This is a genomic window from Olivibacter sitiensis DSM 17696 (genome assembly GCF_000427965.1).
GTDB lineage: Bacteria > Bacteroidota > Bacteroidia > Sphingobacteriales > Sphingobacteriaceae > Olivibacter > Olivibacter sitiensis.
Genome location: NZ_ATZA01000004.1, coordinates 46304 through 65169, shown reverse-complemented (window position 1 = coordinate 65169; position 18866 = coordinate 46304). Strand labels below are relative to the sequence as shown.

Here is an 18866-nt window from a genome sequence, read left to right as displayed (position 1 = left end):
TGATTGTGTAAGGACGTGTGATGTAAGTTTGGTGCTGTTTATTGATCGATTTTTAGGTACTTTAATTTTTTTAACCATCGAAATAGTCTTTTTTTCTCCCATCTTGTCAATTGGGATTTCAGAGAGTGGTAATCTTCGTAGTCGGCTATAAAAGCACTGAACTCTGACGATAAAAGATGATTTCTTTCTTTTTTTATCGTTTCTTGCTGATCTACCTGTGCACTTATGCCTTCGGTGTTGTAGACTGAGATAACCTGATCAATGTGCAAATAGCTTACACTGTATCGGCAAATAGCTCGCATGAAAAACACCCAATCTGCACATATCTTGTACGTCTCGTCATACACGCCCAGCTTGACGAGCGTTTCTCTTTTTATGAAGGAGGCAGGATGTGGCAGATAGCTTTGATACAAATAGTCGAAGGTAACCCTATCTGGATAACGAGATAAGCTAAGTTTGCTATTTCTATCGTATATCAAGTCGCCATAGACGATGTCATGACTACCCAGCTGCTTGCTTACTTTTAAAAGGGTATCCTCCTCATAGAGTACATCCCCACTGTTCAAAAACAACAGGTATTCTCCTTTGGCCATCTCGATCCCTTTGTTCATGGCATGGTAGATGCCCCTATCGGGCTCACTTACCCAATGGGAAATCTTGTCTCCAAAACTTTTGACCGATTCTACGCTTCCGTCCTTGGATCCTCCGTCCACCACGATGTATTCTGTTTGTGAGAAAATGGTCTGTGATACAACAGAGCGTATAGTTCTCTCCAGTCCTTCTCGGTTGTTTAGGTTAACGGTGATGACACTAATCTGCATAATCTTCTTTTGTTTGTTATTCATATCAATGCTGATGGCACACGATGCCTATGCTCTGCCAACAGACGTGCATATAGTTCAATGTACTCGTCTGCCTTGTCTGCAATGTCAAAACGTTCTTTGACATCTGCTAGAAGCGCCTCTTTGTCAAAGTCTGTAGCCAAAGCCCGTTTGAGGGCTGCCGCAAAACCTTGGGAGGTGAAATCTGCCGCTAATGTACCATTCAATTCTTCCCTGACAATGTCTAAGCTACCTCCCGTGGGAAAAGACACAATGGGCGTGCCACAAGCCAATGCTTCGATACTTACCTGGCCGAAGGCTTCTTCTATGGAAGGCATCACAAAATAATCGGCCGCGGCATACAGCACAGAAAGCAACCTTTTATCGGCTATTCTGGCTAACTGTATTAAAGGAAACATAAATTCAGTGGGGTCTAATGCATCACGACCGAAAACTACCAATACCACGTCTTCTTCTAGGGTATATAAGGCTTTCTTCAGCAGGTCGAAACCCTTTCTTTTGTTTTTGACATTTGCAGCGCCAAACAGCAATATTTTCTTGCCCTGTGGTAGATTAAACACCGATCTTGCAAAAGCTTTATCATGGGGTTTGAACAGCGTTCTGTCCAAGCCGTTGTTTATCATTGTTTTGTTCAATGGACCCAGTATTTCGCTTTCTTCAGCCTTTCTTTTCACCCAGTTGGATATGGGGACCATGTGCAGCTTTTTCCCTTTTAAGGTAGCCAGGCGGAGGGCATGGTTGATCTCCAGTTCTGGGCGCAAGGCATCGAAGGGAAATCCTTTCTCGTAGTGGTAGCCACCCCCACAGGTATAGAGGTCAGCCATGCGCCATATGACGGGTTTGGTGTTCTTGGCAAAAAAAGATGGCTCGTCCAGAAAGCCCGATACCCAATTGAGCTGGATGATATCTGCCTCTTGGTATAACGGCGACTGTGTGATGTCATAGGGTGAAGTAGGGAAGGAGAAGATCTCGGCTCCTTGCTGTCTGGCGTTAAGGTCTGCCAGTTGGCGTTGTTGCTGTCTTGCCCGGCGTTTGGCCAGTGGCGATAGCTTGGTTAGCTTTTTGCGTAGCCGTTGCATTTTGCTTACAGGCGGGATAGTGGGTTCAAAGAGGTAGGTTTCCGGTATTTCTCGGTTTTTGCCCAAGAGCAACACCTTGGAATCGATGCCTTTTTCAAGTAAAGCTAGGTGTATTCGTAGGCAGGCCGTGGCCGCTCCTCCCGTGTCTACTGTATTGATATGGAGTATTTTCATAGCGGAAGTTGGCTGATTTCGTCCCACATTTGCCTCACTTGTTGCTCCTGAGAGGAGACGGCAAGTCGATCGGGGTGGAAGCGCTCTTTATCTTTTGATTCCATTGCCTGGACAATTTTTTGGTAAGAGCCGTGCAGGTCGTTTACTTGTAGGAAATTGCTTTCCACGCCATAGTCTTTTAGCAATTCCTGATATTTATGGCTCCAGCCGGTACAGAATGTGAGCACTCTTTGTGCCAGTCCGCTTGCTGCCCCGTGAAACCGGGAAGACACCACGGCCTTGAGACGGCCAATGACGGCCTTGATTTCAGCCGCGTTCAGGTTGTTTAAGTAGATTACCTCCTTGGGCAGTTCGTCTTTTATGGTACGCATGATCTCTTGGTCTCCTTTACCTTCGTGATTGATAAGGACAATGGGGTGTCCTTTTCCCATCAGCTTTTTACAGAGATCAACCATGAAGGTCAGGTAACTTTTGGAAACATTGGTAGGAGTATGGGTGACCATTTTTTGGTTGGGTATGATGCCTATATATGCTTTGAAGGGGAGGAGATCTGCCATGGGTACACTTGGTTTGTATATGTTGGTGAAGTCAGGACATAGCCTGATTTTTTCCTGGGTTCCCAGTAGTTCGCACAAATGATTGTAGGATGTTTGTTCGCGGGCATAGAACAAGTCGGCAACCGCATAAGCATCCTTAATCCTTTCAATGGCTAGCGGTAGGGTGAATGGCCCTAGTGCCTGTGGTAGAAAGACAATTTTTGCGCCACCCGACTTCAGGGTACTGTAGTATTGTCTTAGCATTTCATTTGATTCCTCGGTATAGGCTTCTATCCACTGATCGGAAAACTGGAAGCCTCCAGCATCCAATACCAGATCGATGTTCCGGGGCCTAATGAAGTGCGCATAATGGGTGTATTTGTCGGGAATGAAACGCCGTTTGTCTTTAGGGTGTGATAGTATATGAAAACGCTTTTTAACGATTTTATCCTTGGGAATGGCAGCAATTTCTTCTTGGATGACAAATTTGGCATCGGGAAAAAGCCTTGATGCACTATCGCGTGTGGCGTAAAGCATCAGCTCTGCTCCTTTGTTTATAAATCCGGCATGGTCTATCAGTATGTTCATCGCCTCACTTTACAAATGTTAACACTTCGTTGACTTGTTTTTTTGCCGAGAATGGTATAGGGCTGTCCTCATTGGCATAGCCAATGGATATGAGCATAACGCCCTTTTGGTAACGCTGTAGATCCAATATCCTTTCTATTTCGTTGTCCAGCCAGCTCATGTCCGGATAATTAATAGGGCAAGAGGATACGCCCATGGTTTCAAGAGCGAGCATCAAGGACATGGCGAACAGGCCGCCGTCTATATAAATCAGATGCTTGTCCCGCTCTTCTACATAAGCGCTTAGGTCGCCCACGATGAAAAGAAAAGTATGTATATAATCGGCAAATATTTCGAAGCCCAATTTTAATCGTTTGATATCTTCTAGTTTATCGCCTTGGAGACAATAGACCTTGAATGCTTGTCTGTTGCAGGCACTGGGTGCTGTCAAAGCGGCGGACACAGCTTTCTGAATAATGTCATCTGCAACCCTTTTTCCGTTGTACCACCTAACTGAATGCCTGTTAACGAGCAGGGAATTCAACTGCTCAAATGTCGGTTTTGAACTACGAACGGTTCCATATGCGTAAGGAATGGACTTAATACTATGGTTGTCGCTTTTGGACAGGTCAATGGACCGGAATTTCGTGTATAATGCTTCTATGCTGTCTGTTTGAGTTACTATGGAAAAATAGGTTTCCAGTACGTCCTTTCCCCATTTTAAAAAGTATGGATTTGCCCCATTCTGGGCAAGCGCAGAAAAATCGTCGATGGTTTCCGAGATGTAATCTGTTGCAAAACTATTACGCCGATCTAACATGTTTGCAGCAATCCCCTTTTCGAGCCGATGGATGTTGCGGCGTGTTTTGGAATATACACCCAACGATTTGGGGTCATCCAAAAAATGGGATTTCCCATTTAATAGCCTGAAATGTATATTGTCGAACTCGGCGCTAAATAAAAGGTAATAAAGGGTGCTTCTAAAAGGGCTGGCCGTGCCCCAAGAAATATAATGCGATTGCTTAGCACTGAAATAGTTTCTAAGTTTCCATAGCCACTGAGCAAGCAAATTCAGAAAAAAAGAAACGATTCTTTGTTTCATGTATGTAACCGTTCGGCTATAATTGTTCTAAATAATATGTTAGTTGTTTGTTAAAACGAAGGTTGTTGGCTGAACAATACAGGCTGTTTGTAACAAAGCTGTTGTGATGTGCTGTTTCAGAGTAGGCGTAGAAGGGGCTACGGCTATTCGTGGTCAGAAAACAAGTTAAGAACTAGAACTATAGGGAGAGAACAGCAACATTACTTCGGTGCCATTTTTTTAGGTTTAGGCAATATCGCGATTGTAAGCCTAGTACCAGGGTTTTGACTTTTTTATTTGTGGTTAATATTGTTTCTTTCGTTGGAGTTGATTTAGTCTTTTTTCTGTCTTTTTTGTGTTTTACCATGCTTTTTTTGCCGGACTTAAAGGTGAAATTCCAAAAAGAGGGCCAAACTTGAGAAAGTTTGACCCTCTTTTTGAAAACTGAGGCTCTCTTCTTCCGAAAAGAGAGCCTCAGTTTTGATGTGTTTTTGTGCAGAAACACCTATTTAAACGCGCTTTAGCAGCGTTTTGTGTTTATCTGGCGAAATACGAGCTATTGACAGGGCATAAAGGGCTCATCCATCAGTTTGTTGAGGGTGGCATTTCTTTTGTTGAAAACATATTTCTTAAGAGTAATTTTTGGGATATTCGGTAACCGGTTATTTTCTTGCTCCATCAGATCAATACCTTGGCCGACGTATCCATCAATCTGCTGCTCCATACGGCAAATTTCGGAATAAAATTTTGTGTTTTTTGATAGAATATGGCGTATTTTTTATTTTTACGACAATGAAAATGATTGCTTACCGCTTATTTTGACAATGAAAATGGACTTACGGTGATGATTCTCATTTTGGTAAAAAAGAACTCGCTTATGCACATACATTTTACCCAGATACAAGACCTTACCCTCGCCTTTATCGCGCTGGAGCTCATCATGCTCGGTGGGCAGTCTGTCTTGTTGCTGCAGAAGCCGGAGGAGTACCATAGGCGCTGGCACTTTATCCTGCTCGTCTTGCTCATCCTGCACAACCTCACGACGGCCATTTTTCCGGATAGTTCCATCGGGCTTATACCCCTGCACGTCCAGCACATGATTCCCTTGTGCATCGGGTATCTTATGGTCACTTACCTGCCGCTGTACTTCCGCGGTGCCTTTGCGCTGCGCATCATCTTTCCCTATGCCTTTTATGGCATGGCGGTTATTTTTCTGCTCGGCTATGCGTCGTTTTCCCTAGCAAATGCCTTGCTTAGCAGGGAGCTGGCCGCAACGCTGCATGGTTATTATTTCTGGTTTGTGATAGGCTATTGTATCTACCTGCTGTTTTCCGTGCTGGACGACCTGCGCCAGGAGTACCTCCAGGCCCCTCGCAAGGGTATGAATCAGGAGCGCGTGGTGGCCCTGCTCACCCTACTGCCCTGGTGTGCACTGCCCCTGGTGCTGTACCTGCCGCTGAGCCAACTGACGGACGTACTCTTTACCAATAGTTGCTACCTCGTGGCCACGGCCATACTGCTGTACCGCTCTGCCATGCAGGCGCGCGAGGAGCAGCGCCTGCTGCTGCGCCTCAGCGATAAGGGCATAGACCAGATGCGCTTTGATGCCAACTGCCTGCACCACGGCCTTAGCCAGGCCGAGGTGAGGGTGGCCCGCTACCTCTTGGACGGCAAGAGCAATGCCGCCATAGCCGATGCGCTCTACGTATCGCGCAATACGGTGAAGACCCACATCCGCAATATCTACAAGAAAACGGGCGTCAATGACCGTACGGCGCTGGCAGCCGTCTTGGCAATGGAGCGCCCAGACTAGGCCCAAGGGCAGTTCCCAAAGGTATCACCCACCCCTGGTGAGCAGAAAATCACCCTTCTTGGATGAGCCGAATCACCCCGGTGGGCGATTGTTTTGGCCCTGTTTCGTGTACTACTTTTGTTCCGTTGGCCGGTGAAACGGCAGGAGGATAAAAAAATGGGACACAGGACGGGAAAATTTGGATGGACAAAGTGGTGGGCATGGCAGCAAGCCCACGACCGCAGGTTCGCGCCCTTCCCGCGGGGAAGCGGTGACTAACTATCCCGTCATGCTGAGCAGCTTGCCCAGCTATCGAAAGCCGCCACCTGTGTACGATGGCTTTCGGGACATGGCCCGACCGACGAAAGGGGTCATAGAAATTAAAACTTATTACTTAAAACCAAAAAATATGGTACGTATTTTAAACGCGAGATTATATATCGTCGCATCATTATTGATTTTATTGTTTATATCCTTTTTCATGATCCGTAGTTTGATGGCGGGTGAGAAGGAGGGCATTTCCAATGAGACTGCAGAAAATGAGGCAGTGCAAACTAATTATGTATGGTATCAGACACCGGGGAATCAGGTTGGATGCTCAACGAGTGGTATGGATAGGACATTATATCCAGTAGAGGATTATGAAACTGTGGACGATTTACCGCAAACTCCAAATCCTGCGGTTAGTTGCTCTGGGACTGCGTACTGCTGTGCTAAAGGTTATGTGAGAAATGAAACTAACTTCACAATAGAAAACATCGATGGCGTAGAATATTGGGTTCCGTCTTCCAATACTGCCGATGCAGAAAGAAGTAAAAACTAGTAGTTTTAAGCTTGGGTGAGCCCTAACTCTTAACGAATGAAACGATTTCATGAGTGGTAGCACAAGCCAGCTACCACTCATGTTTGAATCTATTTTATTTTGTCAAATGCTCCACGCAGCTTTTCCAAACGTCTATGGTCATCGAGGTAAATTTGTATCATTTCTGACGTCAAGGCATGATGGGAGGTAATTCCTAATACTGTACCTGAATGGTCTATCCATATCAGGTACGGAACTGCCGAAAAGGGAAATAGCCTCCTAAGCAATGTGTCAGTTTTCATATCCTGTACGGCTGAAGGGATTTCAATCGGGTTCCCCATGGATATTCGCTGTTCATAAAAGTGTTCTATGTTATCCCATTTCATATCTGTTTGATAACCTACAGGCAAAATAAAAATGCCGTCACCAAATTCGTCTTGCAGTTTTTTGACCTTTGCGAACTGTGCAATACATACTGAGCACCACTTGGACCAAAAATCAAGAATGAGCAGTTTACCTCTAAAGTCGCTCAACTTTACGGTTGGAGCCTTGTAGTTGATCATTTTCAATTCCAGTTCTGGCACCGTATCGTGAACACTTAAAGGTTTGAACTTTTGTTGTGCAATAGCGGATTGTTCACCAACAAAATACAAAACGGTCAGTATCGTAATCGTTAACTTCATTTTCTTTAGCGTGCGTTCTGGGGCCAGGTCGGATTGAATACCATAATATTGGGAGGGATGGGGTAAGTATACCTAGGGTCATTTGGAGGCAGTGAATAGGTCCGGCCACGGAATTTTCGACTAATAGTAATGTTATACCCTTCTTCATTTAAGCGACGCAAATCCGTCCATCTCAATCCGCGCATCAACAATTCCTTTCTTCGTTCGCTCAATATTGCATCGAGGATATCCAAACTTGAAGATGCAGATATCCCGTTAAATGTAGCATCGTGTCTTTTTATCAGCAATGAGTTTAGGTCGTCCAGTGCTCCTGCATGGTCACCGAGACGAACCTTTGCCTCGGCCCTGACGAGGTATATTTCATCCGTGGCCAATCCTGAGAAATGCTGGTAATAATTATTGTTGCTATAACTTCCTGAATACGTAATTCCCCATTCCTCATTATGGAAATATAGTGTTTTTCTTAAGTCTCCACTCCCATATTGATTAAGTAACGTTGCAGGTGTAACAGAGAAAAAACCGTCCTTTAAGTTGGCATTTTGGTTCACCATCAAACTAGAGAAAATAATTTCCTTATTTTCTCTAGCGTCTCCAAATGGATAAAGCGATTGCTCCCCAGACTGTTGTAGAACTTCATTGTAATCAAGCAAATCATCCTTTATCATTAAGCAAGAATCCGCGTGATCTTTTGCTTTCTGGTATTGATGCATCACCAGATAGGTTCTAGCTAATAATGCATGAGACGCTGCCTTAGAGGGGCGTGTATTGAACTGTGCTTTTTCTGGCAATAAAGGTATGGATATTTCGAGATCAAGGATTATCCTTTGGTACGTGTCTTCCAAATTGGCTATCTGCAACGGTTCATTTATGTCGCTATCGAGTCGTAATGGAATACCTAACAGTAATGAAGCATTTTCGTTAATCGGATATGGCGGTGCAAAAATCTGCGCCAACTGATAAAAGGCATGTGCCCTATAAAAAAGAGCACTTCCTCTTATCTTCTCATATTCCCCCCTATCATTCTCTGTTATATGAATGTCTTTTATTCCGTTCAACACCATATTGGCATAAAGAACTGTTCTATAAGGTTCGGTCCAGTCGCCATGAATACCGCTCCTCTCAAAAATGTGGCTTTGCCAAGTATATATGTTTGCATATTCATTATCCATGATGGGGTGATCTTCAAAACTCTCCAACAACACATAATCATCAGCTCCCATATCTCCCAGTGCGGGTGTCACACCATAATTCGAGCTAACGCTTCCGTTCATAAACCTATCATTGTCCAAAATGGCCTGGTAGTCATCCAGTGTATGTGGGATGACCAAACTTTTATTGGGCACGGCATCGAGGAAGCTGGAGTCCGTACAGGCAAGTTGCATAAGGCAAAAGATAAGGGCCATCAGGTGGCAATAGCCCATGGAGGTTAATCTATTTTTCATAATTCTTATAAACTAAAGTTGAGTCCAAACGATATTCTCTTGCCCAGTACGGGCGAATTTTGGTAGGAGGGGTCTATGCCTCTGTCGTTTGCTGCCCAGAGCAACCCCAGATTGCTTGTGTATGCATAGAACGTAAGCTGTCGAAAGGGCAGATTGCCCATGAGTTTCCTACCGACGGTATACTGTAGCCGCACGTCCTCCAGCCGAATGTAGTCCCCTTTCTCTACCAGCACCTCCGCATTGGTATAGAAGTTGTCTCGCGAGCTGTTTGCTGGATAGACCATCGATGGCACCTGCGTGCTTAGCTCGTTGCCGGGCTCCTGCCAGCGCAACCCATAGTCGGAGTGTCCCGTCCAGTTGCTGTACAGCGTGCCGTAGTAGACGGATGTCCTCCTGAAATAGTGCCCAAAGCGGTAGTTGACCGTAAACGAGCAAGAGAAACCGCCCCAGGTGAACCCGCTGCGGAAAGCGCCAAAATAGGGAGGCTGCACGGCACCGTTGTAGACCAGGTCTTCTACCGCGATATTGGTCAGTGCCGTATAGTCCTCGCTAGGCTCACCATGGATATAGCCCATCGGGTTGCCGTTCTCCGGGTTCAGCCCCGCCCATGCATAGCTGTATACCGTCTTTATGGGCCTGTCCAGTATCGGTGTCACGCCACTGTTGGAACCAAGCACCAGATTGGTAGGAGGCATGGGCAGGAGGTATTCCGTCACCCTTGTCTGCGCATAGCTAAAAAGGAAACTTCCCTGCCAGCTGGAGCGGGATGACAGGGGGAGATTGGCATTCAGCTCCACCTCCAATCCCTCCCCTTTCATGCTGGCCACGTTCCCATAAAAGGTGGATACACCCATCGTTGGGTCTACGGGAGCCTCTGCCAGTATGTCCCTGATGTTCTTTTTGTAATATTCCAATGTACCTGACAGCCTATTGCCCCTGGTGGCAAAATCCAGCCCGAGGTTGGCTATCCTGGTCTGCTCCCATCGCAGCAAACTGTTGGGAGGGGCACTGATGGTCGCCGATGTAGTGTTGTTGGTCGATATGCCATAGGAAATGGTGGACAGTGCGGATGCCCGCCTGCTAAAATTGCCGTTGCTACCGTACGTTGCCCGTAGCTTGAGGTAGGGAAGGGCGAGAAAAGGATAGAACGGTTCGTTGTGGATTTGCCATCCAAGTCCTGCCGACCATAAGGGGACGCCGCGCTGGTTGGTATTCACGCCGAACAGGTTGGCGGCGTCCTTGCGTATGCTGCCCGTCAAGGAATAGCTGTTTCTATACTGGTAGCCCACGTTGCCGTAGTAGGAGATGAAACGATCTGCCGATTGTGAGATGCTCTGTGAATTGGGTATCATACTACGTGAAGCTGTATTGTTGAACTGCGGATAGCTTTCGTTAAAATTGATCAGTGTGTTTACCTGACTGCCGTCGTCCTTCACCCCGTACATGGTATAGGACCTGCCCCTTGTGTCCGTCCGTTTGATCTCAAACCCCCCAAGGGCACTCACTTCATGGTCTGTGGCGATGCTTTTGCCGAAGTTCAACTGCCCACGCAACTGGTGCGAAACGTTTTCGTTATTGCTCGCCGTAAGGATATCCCCGATCGGAATGGGGTATTGATTGGTGGCATTGGGTTGGTAGAAGCGGTTTATCCGATCTCTCGTGTAATAGGACGCCACGTCCGATTGGTTGACACTGGCGGTGGAGGAAAAACCATACTGGTAGTTTACCTGGGCATTCAGGCCGGGTATGATGTCATATTCAACCCCACCGTTGACCACATAGTCCCTATAGGTGTTCGTGCGCTCTTCCGTGCCCAGATCGGCGTATGGAAAATAGCGCCAGTCCAGCGGCGAAGAAACGGTGTCGACGTATATCCGGCGGAAGTCCCTCACCAGTTGTAGCGGATTGCCCTGCTCGTCCACCAGGTCGGCATAGGGATAGAGCCCCTTTCCGGTGCCGCTGTTGATGTTCCTGCCGGGGTTGTTGCCGATGCTGCGTGTGTTCTGCAAAAAGGTAAGCCCGGTCTGCACCTTTAGCTTTCGGCCAATTTGGAACGTGTTTCTGTTGCGGAGCGTGATGCGCGAATTGTCCGTGCCCTGCACCAGTTCGTCCCTGTCCCTGTCGTGGCCTGCCGACATGTAGTAGTTCACCGTGGGCGTGCTGCCACTGACGTTCAGCGCCTGTTGAAGGGCGGTACTATTCCTGTAGAAGTAGCGCATGAGATCTTCCCTTACGTCGTTGGCTTTCAGTACGTCGATGAGCGCGTTTGCTTCCGATTCGGTCAGTTCCCCCAGGCGTTGCCGCTGCAATATCTCCACTACGGGCGTCAGCGGAGCCTTGGTCCGCTCATTGGTAATCTGCGTGTTGTAATAGTTCCTGGAGAAGAGATCCTTTTCCAGCTCGATGTAGTCTGCCGATGAGATGATGGGCAGACCGTACAGGTCGGGCCTGCCCTGCACGCTGTAGTTGGAGTTGAAGGCCACTTGTGGCCTGGCCGTCTTTCCCCTTTTGGTGGTGATGACAATGACGCCGTTGCCCGCCCTGGCGCCCCAGATGGAGGCAGCGGCCGCATCTTTCAGCACGGTGATACTTTCCACGTCGTTCGGGTTGATGTTGTCCAGGTTGCCGTCAAAGGGGAAGTTGTCCACCACGATGAGCGGGTTCACGTCGGCATAGATGGAGTTGCGCCCACGTATTAGCAGCCCGTCGCCGGGCGTGTTGTAGGAGAGTCCTGGCACCAGGTCGGCTATGCGGTCTACCACGTTGCTGCTCACCTTGCGGTTGTACAGCTCGTTGTCGACATGAGAGAAACTTCCCGTAGCGCTCTCTTTCGGCATAGTCTGATACCCCGTGCCCACTTCCACCTCCTGCAACTGAAAGGTGGTGTCTTGTAGGCTACGTTTGATGATTTTCTTGATGGTATCCACGACCGGTGGCCTTTGCGTGGTGTCTTTGACCTGCGCAAGCGCAGGTTTACATAATAGGAATAAAAGTATCGTCGATAATAGATGCTTTATAATGAATGGGCTAGGGCAATAGCATGCCCGAAAGCGTAAATTTTGCTTCATTTCTTAAATTGATACGGTTAAGCAATTAGTTGATAAACAACGAAAAATACCGATACAAATCGGTGGAACGTGTCAAATCGTTACACTGGGTTTTTAGGTTTGCAGATGAACAAGAGGTCAAACAAAGTGAAGTGCACCAAAGGATAAGTGTCTTTACTCCAAAAGCTGGCATTCGATGAAAAGGGATTTAAGGCGAGGCCCATTTCTGTTTTACCGAGGCGTGAGAAAATGCTCACGGAAGATAGAAATGTGGCCCCGCACTTAAAAGTCTTGCTATATGTTCTTTCTTTTTCCGTCATTGCTGGAGTTTCTCACGCTCCCGGTAATGACTAAAAGAAATATATTATTTACTAGCTATTGGCAAATATAACACATATATAGTCAAAAAGCAATAAAATGTTTACTATATGTAATTATATTGTGTATTTATTTATTGAATTAAGTAAATGCCTTTGCCAAACTTTGGCAAATGGATATTCATATCGGCAATATTATAAGAGATTTTGTAGCCAATGTAAAAATTGACAACATGGATACTTTCTGTTTGCAGAAACTGCATATGACCAAACAGAACTACTACCGTATAATCAAAAAATCTAGCATCAACACCGAAGTGCTACTAACCTTCTGCAAGGCTTTTAATCATGACTTCTTCCAATATTATTATGACTTCGAGCCCTTAAGCTCTATTTCGAAAATTGATTCACATAAGTTGACCATGGAAAATCAAGAGCTTAGAGGCATTATAGAACGAAAAGAAGATCTCCTGAAGGACTATGAAAGAAAAATCATGATACTGAAAGAGGAAAATCAGTTGCTTAAAGAATCCGCCCAGTCAAATACCCTCATCAAACGGAAGAAAAACAAATAAACAGAGCTTATGGCTCCTTGCCAAGTTCAAGTATATGCAGCCGGCATATTTTCTCCACAAGGGACACCATGAGGCTAACTCTTTTGATCAAAATCAACAAGTCCTTTTCAACAATATGAAAATCCTGCCCGTATCGCGCATCTATGTATCCCTGTTTTAGCAATTCAAATAGTTGTTTTTCACTTTTATCGGTCTCCGTCCTGAACAGAAGGAACAGCGTTTCGGAATGTGGCTTGGACTTTTTGCGCAGCTTCCAAAGGTTGTGCGTCTTGGGTTTATAGCCAGAGAAGACCAGCAAAATGGTATTAAACAAACTTTCTGCTGCTTGATGGAGTTGAAATAAGGCGATTTTTAAATTGCTTCTATTGAGATAAAAGTGTGCTCCCTCTAAAAATTCGCTGCCTTGGAAAAACCATGTGTCAAAATACCGTTGTGCTTTTTCCTTTTTCTCTGCGCTCGTCAGTTCCTTGGGATCTGCAAATTGAATGGTTCCCCTATCATACAAAACGATGCCTTCGGCAACGATATCTACCCAAAAATATTCACCCCATTCCAGCCCTTTGTTGACATAATCCAGCCCGTGTATTTCCAGATTTACCGGCGGGATAAACCCGTCCGTCAATTCTAGGATTTGATTTTCCTGCAGGTGCACTTTCTCTGGATCACCTTTCGTTATTGCCAGAAAGTCATAGTCGCTGATATACTCGTATTTGATACCTTCTGACACATAGCGATGTTCCACATAGTTGCCCTTGGCATAGCTGCCAAAGAGGATGATCATCTCCGGTTTTGTTACATCCTTGATGATTTCGGTGATCCGTCTGATTTCATCCTGCTTGATGTTTGGCAAATGTGAAATATCGGTTCTCATGAGGTAAAGATAGGGAAATCTATTGGCAAAGTGAGTTACCCGCTAGCTCTTTCCTTGGAAATAGTCTGATACCCCGTGCTCACCCCCACCTCCTGCAATTGAAAGGCCGAAACATATTTGAACCAAGGGTAGTACTTGCATGTGCTCACCCCCACCTCCTGCAATTGAAAGGTCGTATCCTGCAAGTTGAGCTTGCTGACTTTCTTGGTGGTGTCCGTGGCCTTTGCGTGGTGTCTTTAACCTACGCTTGCGCAGGTTTACATTTTTTTGGCGTAACTTCAGTTCAATATTTTCAAAAGATTTACAGACAACAAAAGCCGCCATAAGGTGGCTTTTGAATATAGCTAAGAAAAGTCTATTTCAGCTTCTCCACCTGTTCTACTGTCATATCAAGGATGTCCGCCACTAGCTGCACATCAAAACCGCTTTGTAGCATTTTCTTGGCGGCTTTGTTTTTCTCGGCCAATTTCTCGGCTTCGGCTTTGGCACGTTCTTCCTTTCGGGCTATGTCCAGCAATTGTTCCTCTATACCCATGGTTTCGCTCCTTCCTATTATTTCCCTTTTGTGTTCCTCAAAGATAGCACTTATTTCCTCATCCTCAAAATGTACATAGTAGGTGAGGAAGTTCATAAGCACCCTGATCTTCTCGGTGGGCATGCCGCGCGATACCAGTTCGCGCATCAGCCTGTCCTTTGCGGCCAGTAACGCACCGTCACGCTGCCCGCTTTCCTTCATGTTGCTGCCCGCAAAGGCCGTCTTGGCTATCAGCACCACCAGCGCAAAGGGATTACCATTGGCCAACAGCTCCTCGTCTGTCTGCCGGGAAACCTTAAAGGTATTGAACGTATAGCGAAGTCTGGTGCCAAGGAAGCCCTCCTCGTAGGTGTCGGGCCGCTGCCTGGTGCTAGCCTCGGTGAGGATGGCAAAGGCCGTGATGGACACGCCGTACTTGTCCCTTATCCGCACGTAGTAGTCCAGCATCCTCCTGGCCAGGTTGTTGCGGTACTGGTGCTGTACTTCCACGTGAATGAGTACCCATTCCTCCTCGCCCGTGCGCCTGTACACCCGCGCCAATTTGTCCACCACCTTGAGGGAGAACTCGTCTCCCTCGGGAGGAAAAAGCTGCTCCATTTCCTTGTCGAGAAAATCCAGACCCCGCTCGAAATCGAAGATCTCATCGGCATTTGGTACCATGAAGCGAAGGAACTCGATGAACAGGTCTTCGAGTATGCCTTTCCACAGGATATCCAGTCGCTTTCTTGCCATTATAATCATTGGTCCAGTATAACGCAAATATAAGCATTCCAGCCGATTATAGTGATACTGCCTATGCAAATCCCGGTTTACGGTTCAGCTCCCCGCCGTCCGAAACGGGCAACCCTACCACGCCAATATATTATTGACAATCCGTTGAAATGGCAGGGGGATAGGTGCCATCATTCACGCTATAAATAAATCAAGGGGAAATAGACGACGGAACGAAAGGGAACCGTTCAAATTTTGTGTTCACTTGCTTTTTCCAGGAACTCTCGATAAATATTTGGTTTTTTGCCAAGTAGCAAACGCAAGGTTACTCCTGCATTTTCTGCAGCCAGCATATCACTTTCCTTGTCGCCTATCATCACGGAAGTGCTTAGATCTAGGTCAAATTCTTGTGCTGCTTCCAGCAACATGCCCGGATTGGGCTTTCTGCGCTGGCTAGGACCTGTGATGTCGGGATGGTCGGGACAATAATAAACTTTGGCAATATGGATGTTTTTTTCCTCGAATTTTTCGTTCATCCAGCCGCTAAGGATTTGGAAATCCTTTTCGGTATAATAGCCTCGCGCAATGCCCGACTGGTTGGTGACGACGATGAGGAGATACCCCCTCTCTTGAAAATATGTACATAGGTCAAAGATGCCATCCACAAAGTCAAAATCTGCGATACGGTGCACATAACCCTTGTCTAGGTTGATGATTCCGTCTCTGTCCAGAAATAGCGCTCTTTTTTTCATTTACGGCTGCCTTATCTTTGCGATCAAAGAACTGGACGAATATCCCTCCAAGAACTTCAATACCTTGACTTCTCCGCCATTTGCCAGCACTTCCCTGGCACCAACTATATTTCCCAAGTTATAGTCGCCGCCTTTCACCAATACGTCTGGACTCAGCGATTGTATCAATTCCAATGGCGTATCCTCCTCAAACAGTACGATCATGTCAACGAAATACAGCGCAGCAAGTATTGCAGCCCTGTTGCGCTCATTGTTGACAGGTCGTGTTGGCCCTTTCAACCTACTGACGGAGGCATCGGCATTGAGGCCTATCACCAATTTATCGCCCAGATTGGCTGCTTCCAACAGGTAGTTGAGGTGCCCGGGATGCAACAGGTCGAAACAGCCATTGGTAAAGACAACATGCTTGCCTTCTGATTTCCATTGTTTTACCAGGTGGACCGCATCCTTTTTTTTCAAGAACTTTGAATCCAGTAGTTTATCTATTTCTGTTGCCATTGTGTTCTCTTCTGCCTATTTAATAAAGTGAATCTACATATTCGCAAAGGAGATGGCCAATGAGGATATGCATTTCCTGTACACGTGCCGTAGCTTGGTGGGGAATGTTTATGTGCATATCGCAGATCTGGCCCAGCGTACCTCCATCTTTTCCCGTGAGGCCGATGGTCTTGATCCCTTTTTCTTTGGCTACTTCTACCGCTTCCAGTATGCTGGGACTATTTCCGCTGGTAGAGATGGCGATCAGTATATCTCCCCCTTGCCCTAGGGCGGCTACCTGCCTGGCAAAAACCTGTTGATAGCCATAGTCGTTTGCGATGGCGGTAAGTGCAGATGTATCGGTTGTTAGGGCAATGGCGGGCAAGGGCCTACGTTCCTTTACGAACCTGCCGGTAAACTCGGCGGCGATGTGCTGTGCATCTGCAGCACTGCCTCCATTGCCTATAAGTAGGACTTTATTGCCTTTTTGTATTGATTGACCTATTTCCCCCGCTACTTTTTCTATCAATGGCAGCAGGGATTCCCTTAAGGAAGTAATAAGCCCTATGTGATCATCTATGGAAAGGATAAAGGAATATGTTTTCATAGCCATCTTTTTTTCATGTTATCGATTTCTGTTAGGGTAGCCGTAGCACTGCCCGTTTTGGCAACTACGACGGCCGCAGCGTGATTGGCAAAGTCGCAGGCTTCCTGCAAGGTCTTATTGGCAGACAGAGCATAGGCTATAGCGGCAATGACCGTGTCGCCGGCACCCGTTACATCAAATACTTCCATCGCCTTGGTGGGAATAATCTCTAGCCGTTGATCTTGGTATATTGCCATTCCTTCTTCTGATAGGGTAACCACTACGGCGCGGCAGTCCGTTTTTTCGGCGATGGTCTTGCAGGCAGCTTCCAAGCTGCTGTTGTCGGTAATCTCTATGCCCGACATGGCTGCCGCCTCTTTTTTGTTCGGTTTGACGATGTCAACACCTTTGAAGCGTTCGATGTGCTTTTGCTTGGAGTCGAGCAAGGTGATTGCTCCTTGGGCTTTGCATAGTTTCACGACATCATGCGCTAGCTCTGTGCTGAAAAGCCCCTTGCAGTAATCCGATAGGATGACAATGTGCGCTTTGTCCAAACGTTTTTTTAGCTCATTCAGTAGGAGTTCGCTCAATGCGGGAGAGGGAGCTTGGACGCATTCGCGGTCTATGCGGAGCATCTGATGGTTACCAGCCAATATCCGGGTCTTGACGGTGGTGGGCCGCTCCTTATCTCTTGCAAGGAAGTACGAGTCCGCTGCTTTTGCTTGGAGCAATGTGTCCAGGCGGTGGGCGGAGTTGTCATCGCCGCATATGGAAAGCAAAAAGGCAGGTATGCCAAAAGCCCCGAGGTTTTCGATCACGTTGCCTGCACCGCCAAGGGTATAGCTTTCCTTCGTTTGGTTGACTATTGGCACTGGAGCCTCTGGCGATATGCGCTCGCATTTGCCATAAATGTAATGGTCTATCATCACATCGCCAATGACGATTATATTACTTTCTTTCATTTTGATATATGCTTTCATAGAAGGTAGTAACCCAAGATCGCAATTAAAGGAAATTTGTCGAGATTGGGCGAGCCATATATCCCGCAAATTGCATTAAGTAGTAAAGCCCATTCCTGTTTTCAGGAATGGGCCTATATTAAATCACTCGTTTAGAAACGGACGAGTGTGTATTGTTTTTACTCTCCCCCAATTCCCAGTTTTTCCAATACTTTGGTACTTACTCCGGTAGAAGTATAGCCTCCGTCATGATAGAGGTTTTGCATGGTAACCATACGTGTAAGGTCGGAGAATAAGGTAATGCAATAATTGGCACAGTCTTCCGCGCTTGCGTTGCCCAGTGGAGAGATGGCGTCGGCATAATCGAAGAAATCGCCAAATCCCTTGATGCCGGAGCCCGCCGTTGTTTTGGTAGGCGATTGTGAGACGGTATTGATCCTTACTTTCTTTTCTACGCCATAATGGTAGCCGAAGCTGCGGGCAATGGATTCAAGCATCGCCTTAATGTCTGCCATGTCATTGTAAAATGGATAGGTGCGCTGTGCTGCCGAGTAGGTAAGGGCTACCACGCTTCCCCATTCATTGATTGCATCCAGCTTTTTGGCGGCGGCCAACATGCGGTGCAGGGACAGGGCAGATATGTCTATCCCCTTTTGGAAGAAATCGTAATTGGCTTCTGTATAAGGAATGTTTTTACGTACATTAACGCTCATGCCTATAGAGTGAAGTACAAAGTCGATTTTTCCACCCAGTATTTCCTGAGACTTGGTAAATAGGTTCGTCAGGTCGTCGGTGCTGGTTGCATCGGCAGCAATTATTTCAGCTCCTGTTTTTTCAGCAAGCTCATTGAGCTCTCCCATGCGCATGGCGATGGGGGCATTTGTCAGTACGAAGCTGGCGCCTTCTTCATGTGCTTTTTCTGCTACTTTCCATGCAATTGAATTGGAGTTCAGTGCTCCCGAGATGATCCCTCTTTTCCCTTTCAATAGGTTATAAGCCATAGTTATTTTTGTTTTACTTTAAGTCTTAATGTTTTTA

The 18866-nt window shown here is 46.5% G+C and carries 20 protein-coding genes; 4 read left to right on the top strand and 16 right to left on the bottom strand.

What is annotated here, in order from left to right; all coding sequences use genetic code 11:
- Positions 1-38: 38 nt before the first annotated feature.
- From A37S_RS23515 to A37S_RS27000, 5 genes are all read right to left on the bottom strand, one after another.
- Entirely contained in the window at positions 39-845 is an 807-nt protein-coding gene (locus A37S_RS23515; protein ID WP_051292701.1) for a glycosyltransferase family 2 protein, read from the bottom strand.
- Positions 842-2095 (bottom strand): glycosyltransferase, encoded by a 1254-nt coding sequence (locus A37S_RS0103605; protein WP_028295801.1) that lies wholly within the window; start codon positions 2093-2095, stop codon positions 842-844. The genes A37S_RS23515 and A37S_RS0103605 overlap by 4 nt, the downstream gene beginning before the upstream one ends.
- Entirely contained in the window at positions 2092-3219 is a 1128-nt protein-coding gene (locus A37S_RS0103600) for a polysaccharide pyruvyl transferase family protein (RefSeq protein ID WP_028295800.1), read from the bottom strand. The genes A37S_RS0103605 and A37S_RS0103600 overlap by 4 nt, the downstream gene beginning before the upstream one ends.
- Positions 3220-3223: 4 nt before the next feature.
- The gene (locus tag A37S_RS23510) at positions 3224-4300 is read right to left on the bottom strand and encodes a nitroreductase family protein (protein WP_051292700.1); all 1077 of its coding nucleotides are present in this window, start codon (positions 4298-4300) and stop codon (positions 3224-3226) included.
- 535 nt (positions 4301-4835) lie between these two features.
- Positions 4836-5003 carry a hypothetical protein gene (locus tag A37S_RS27000; protein ID WP_157278392.1) on the bottom strand — a complete coding sequence of 56 codons (168 nt, stop codon included), beginning with the start codon at positions 5001-5003 and terminating at the stop codon, positions 4836-4838.
- A gap of 78 nt (positions 5004-5081) precedes the next feature.
- On the opposite strand from A37S_RS27000, the gene A37S_RS26090 reads away from it, so the two are divergent.
- Together A37S_RS26090 and A37S_RS0103580 are read left to right on the top strand one after the other, a co-directional pair.
- Positions 5082-6092, top strand: a complete 1011-nt coding sequence (locus tag A37S_RS26090) for a helix-turn-helix transcriptional regulator (protein ID WP_051292699.1) — start codon at positions 5082-5084, stop codon at positions 6090-6092.
- Positions 6093-6270: 178 nt separating this feature from the next.
- Complete coding sequence (locus tag A37S_RS0103580) at positions 6271-6894, top strand: hypothetical protein (protein WP_157278389.1); 624 nt, start codon at positions 6271-6273, stop codon at positions 6892-6894.
- Positions 6895-6983: 89 nt separating this feature from the next.
- Here the strand turns inward: A37S_RS0103580 and A37S_RS0103575 are convergent, their stop codons facing one another.
- From A37S_RS0103575 to A37S_RS23500, 3 genes are read right to left on the bottom strand one after another with little or no spacing between them, the layout of a single operon-like run.
- Complete coding sequence (locus A37S_RS0103575) at positions 6984-7556, bottom strand: TlpA family protein disulfide reductase (RefSeq protein WP_028295798.1); 573 nt, start codon at positions 7554-7556, stop codon at positions 6984-6986.
- A 5-nt stretch (positions 7557-7561) separates the two neighbouring features.
- Positions 7562-8998 carry a RagB/SusD family nutrient uptake outer membrane protein gene (locus A37S_RS0103570; RefSeq protein ID WP_028295797.1) on the bottom strand — a complete coding sequence of 479 codons (1437 nt, stop codon included), beginning with the start codon at positions 8996-8998 and terminating at the stop codon, positions 7562-7564.
- A 5-nt stretch (positions 8999-9003) separates the two neighbouring features.
- Positions 9004-12066, bottom strand: coding sequence for a SusC/RagA family TonB-linked outer membrane protein (locus A37S_RS23500; protein WP_051292698.1), 3063 nt, complete (start codon positions 12064-12066; stop codon positions 9004-9006).
- 147 nt (positions 12067-12213) lie between these two features.
- On the opposite strand from A37S_RS23500, the gene A37S_RS26995 reads away from it, so the two are divergent.
- Together A37S_RS26995 and A37S_RS0103555 are read left to right on the top strand one after the other, a co-directional pair.
- Positions 12214-12399, top strand: a complete 186-nt coding sequence (locus A37S_RS26995) for a hypothetical protein (protein WP_157278386.1) — start codon at positions 12214-12216, stop codon at positions 12397-12399.
- 136 nt (positions 12400-12535) lie between these two features.
- Positions 12536-12937 (top strand): hypothetical protein, encoded by a 402-nt coding sequence (locus tag A37S_RS0103555; RefSeq protein ID WP_028295795.1) that lies wholly within the window; start codon positions 12536-12538, stop codon positions 12935-12937.
- Positions 12938-12944: 7 nt separating this feature from the next.
- Here A37S_RS0103555 and A37S_RS0103550 read toward each other — a convergent pair whose 3' ends face one another.
- The 8 genes from A37S_RS0103550 to A37S_RS0103515 form a co-directional block, all read right to left on the bottom strand.
- The gene (locus A37S_RS0103550) at positions 12945-13808 is read right to left on the bottom strand and encodes a HEPN domain-containing protein (RefSeq protein ID WP_028295794.1); all 864 of its coding nucleotides are present in this window, start codon (positions 13806-13808) and stop codon (positions 12945-12947) included.
- A 35-nt stretch (positions 13809-13843) separates the two neighbouring features.
- Positions 13844-13993 (bottom strand): hypothetical protein, encoded by a 150-nt coding sequence (locus A37S_RS26990; RefSeq protein WP_157278383.1) that lies wholly within the window; start codon positions 13991-13993, stop codon positions 13844-13846.
- A 170-nt stretch (positions 13994-14163) separates the two neighbouring features.
- The gene (locus A37S_RS0103540; protein WP_028295792.1) at positions 14164-15075 is read right to left on the bottom strand and encodes an RpnC/YadD family protein; all 912 of its coding nucleotides are present in this window, start codon (positions 15073-15075) and stop codon (positions 14164-14166) included.
- A 227-nt stretch (positions 15076-15302) separates the two neighbouring features.
- Complete coding sequence (locus A37S_RS23495; protein WP_036601137.1) at positions 15303-15806, bottom strand: D-glycero-alpha-D-manno-heptose-1,7-bisphosphate 7-phosphatase; 504 nt, start codon at positions 15804-15806, stop codon at positions 15303-15305.
- A complete protein-coding gene (gene rfaE2, locus A37S_RS0103530) occupies positions 15807-16304 on the bottom strand; it encodes a D-glycero-beta-D-manno-heptose 1-phosphate adenylyltransferase (RefSeq protein WP_028295791.1) in 498 nt (165 codons plus the stop codon). It abuts the gene before it with no gap.
- Between the two features lie 19 nt (positions 16305-16323).
- On the bottom strand, positions 16324-16896 hold the full coding sequence (gene gmhA / locus A37S_RS0103525; RefSeq protein WP_028295790.1) for a D-sedoheptulose 7-phosphate isomerase: 573 nt from the start codon (positions 16894-16896) through the stop codon (positions 16324-16326).
- A complete protein-coding gene (gene rfaE1, locus A37S_RS23490; protein WP_169719428.1) occupies positions 16887-17831 on the bottom strand; it encodes a D-glycero-beta-D-manno-heptose-7-phosphate kinase in 945 nt (314 codons plus the stop codon). The genes gmhA and rfaE1 overlap by 10 nt, the downstream gene beginning before the upstream one ends.
- Positions 17832-18007: 176 nt before the next feature.
- Complete coding sequence (locus tag A37S_RS0103515; protein WP_028295789.1) at positions 18008-18829, bottom strand: enoyl-ACP reductase FabI; 822 nt, start codon at positions 18827-18829, stop codon at positions 18008-18010.
- Positions 18830-18866 lie beyond the last annotated feature (37 nt).